This is a genomic window from uncultured Campylobacter sp., assembly GCF_938017615.1.
GTDB lineage: Bacteria > Campylobacterota > Campylobacteria > Campylobacterales > Campylobacteraceae > Campylobacter_B.
Map to the genome: position 1 here is coordinate 1 of NZ_CALIJA010000069.1, position 2,956 is coordinate 2,956.

Genomic DNA, 2,956 nt, shown 5'->3' on the forward strand with positions numbered 1-2,956 from the left:
GCCGGACAGTATCTCCGGCCCCGGCGGCCGCACTCCGAATCCCGCGCCGCACAAATATTAACAAAGCCTTCTCCGAAATTCTCTCGTCTGTGTCCTGTAACGAGAATAAATTTTCTATCACTAAGCTTATATTTGGCATTTATAAAGGATAAAATTTTATTTTTTAGCAGCTCGTTGTTTTCGATTTTGTCTATCGTCCACAAAAGCGCATCTATAACGGTGTTGCCACTAACAACTATATTTCTTGAATCTTTGCCTTCTTTTAAGAGATTGTCTCTCGCATCGGTAGTCGGCGCGAAGTGATATTTAGCTATGAGCCCCGTCATCTGCCTATTTATCTCTTCAGGAAACGGCGAATAGATATTATGCGTCCTAAGTCCAGCTTCTACGTGAGCAACATCTATTTTTTGATAATACGCCGCCAAAGAAACAGCATAAGTAGTAGTCGTATCTCCATGCACAAACACGATGTCCGGGGTATATTCACTAAATACATCGCGCATACCAAGTAAAACACCAGACGTAATATCGTACAGATCCTGCCCTTGCTTCATTAAATTTAGATCAAAATCAGGCTTTATCTCAAAGAATTCCAAAACCTGATCGAGCATCTGTCTGTGCTGCGCCGTGACGCAAACCTTCACTTCAAATTCCGCGCGCTTTTGAAATTCCTTTATCAACAGAGCCATCTTAATGGCCTCCGGGCGCGTTCCAAATACTATCAAAATTTTTCTTTTCGTCATAAACTCCCCTAAATATCGGTTTTTTAACCAAATTTATCGCCGTAATTTTAATTAAATTTTGCTATATCGGCGCTTAACCAAATAAAATGACACCATTTACATTGCATATAGCTTTAAAATTTAGATCTAATTTATATTTTAGCTTTTAGTAGATACAAATCCTCTAACAGTTTTTATAATATACCCTATCTTCTCATCACTCATACCGGGATATACGCCTACCCAGAAACTATCGTTCATTATCTTATCGGTATTTTTTAGCTCGCCTGAAATTTTATAATCTACTCCGAGTTTAAGCTCTGCAAATAACGGATGCTTGATCATATTGCCCGCAAATAAATTTCTTGTTTGCACGCCCGCCTTCTCTAGATGCTCGCTCAGTTCGTTTCTACTAAATTTTGCCCCGTCTGCAACCGTCATCATAAAGCCGAACCAGCTAGGCTCGGAATGCGGCTGAGCTTTAACCAAAACGAGCTCCTTTATATCTTTTAAGCCATCATAAAGCTTTTTAAAATTTTGCCTACGACGCTGCACGAAACTAGGAAATTTATCTATCTGAGCGCATCCCACGGCAGCTTGCATATCGGAGGCTTTTAAATTAAATCCGAAGTGCGAATAAACGTATTTATGATCGTATCCAAGCGGTAGCTCACCAAATTTCTGCGAAAAGCGCCTCCCGCAGGTATTATCTACGCCGCTCTCACACCAGCAATCGCGCCCCCAATCACGCATACTTAGCATAATTTTTTTAAGCAGCGGATTGTTTGTGTATGTGGCGCCACCCTCGCCCATGGTCATATGGTGAGGAGGATAGAAGCTGCTTGTGCCTATATCTCCCCATGTGCCGGTCGGCTTACCGTCATACAGGGAACCCAGTGCGTCGCAGTTATCCTCGATAAGCCACAAATCGTGCTTATCGCAAAATTCCTTCACGGCTTTTATATTAAAAGGATTTCCTAAAGTGTGAGCTACCATAACAGCTTTTGTTTTTTCGCTAAGCGCAAGCTCAAGCTTCGTATGGTCTATGTTAAAATACTCAAGCTCCATATCGACAAAAACAGGAACGGCACCGTATTGCACGATAGGCGCAACCGTCGTAGGAAAGCCCGCCGCTACGGTTATAACTTCGTCGCCCTTCTTTATGCGGCGCTCTTTTAGAAGCGGCGAAGTGAGCGCAAAAAACGCAAGCAAATTTGCGCTACTTCCGCTATTTACCAAAAACGCCCATTTTACGCCAAGCATTTTGGCAAATTCCTTTTCAAATTTTTTAGAATATGTGCCGTATGTGAGCCAGAAATCAAGCGAACTATCTACTAAATTTACCATTTCTTGCTCGTTAAAAACTCTACCTGCGTAATTTACGCGGCTTTTGCCGGGTTCAAATTTGGCGTGCTGCGCCGGCTCATGAACCAGCCTATAATACTCTTTTGTCTTTTCTAAAATTAACTCTAAAATATAATCTAAATTAATTTCATCTGTTCTAAGTAAATCAATTTGAAATTCAATATCAGAAAAATCAATTCCTTGTTCATCGCTATTATTTTGATCATTTTTTCCAGCATTTCTTATTTCTTCACAAATATCCACATAAACACTCTTCATATCCTGCATTTGTCTATCAGATATAATTTTCTCAAAATTTTCAAATTCATCGAAATTCTTAAGTATATTTTCTGTTTTAAGCAATTCTCCAAATAATTTTGCAAATTCCTTTTTATCTTGATTTTTTTCAATTTCAACAGGCTTCGGAAATTTTTTAACTATTTCGTTACATAAACCTACATATCCTTTTACTGATTTCCCTGTTTCCTCGTCTTTAAATCCATTTATATAATCGTTATAACTTTTTTCAAGAATTATATTTACACTATTTTCATCTCCAAAAGTTTTAATAGCATTTTTTGTAGCCTTTTCCAAATCTCTAAAACATACAATATTTCCAAAAGTTTTGACTTTATTCAAAATACGGTTTGTTCTTGAAAACGCTTGAATTAATCCGTGGTATCTCAAATTCTTATCAACAAACAAAGTATTTAATGTTGGTGCATCAAATCCTGTCAAAAACATTCCCACAACAATTAAAATATCAATTTTTTTATCCTTAACTTTTTTAGACAAATCTTTATAATAATTCTGAAATTCGTTTCCATTTGTTGAAAAATTTGTTTTAAAATAATCGTTGTAATCAGATATCACTTTATCCAAAAATTCTT

General features: G+C 37.6%; 2 protein-coding genes and 1 pseudogene. All 3 read right to left on the reverse strand.

What is annotated here, in order from left to right:
* On the reverse strand, positions 1-743 hold a 743-nt coding region (wecB, locus tag Q0620_RS03250), incomplete at its 3' end, for a UDP-N-acetylglucosamine 2-epimerase (non-hydrolyzing) (protein ID WP_298783189.1).
* A gap of 138 nt (positions 744-881) precedes the next feature.
* On the reverse strand, positions 882-2,213 hold the full coding sequence (gene rfbH / locus Q0620_RS03255) for a lipopolysaccharide biosynthesis protein RfbH (protein WP_298783190.1): 1,332 nt from the start codon (positions 2,211-2,213) through the stop codon (positions 882-884).
* A 12-nt stretch (positions 2,214-2,225) separates the two neighbouring features.
* A pseudogene (locus Q0620_RS03260) lies at positions 2,226-2,810 on the reverse strand (type I restriction endonuclease subunit R); the annotation flags it as partial.
* Positions 2,811-2,956 lie beyond the last annotated feature (146 nt).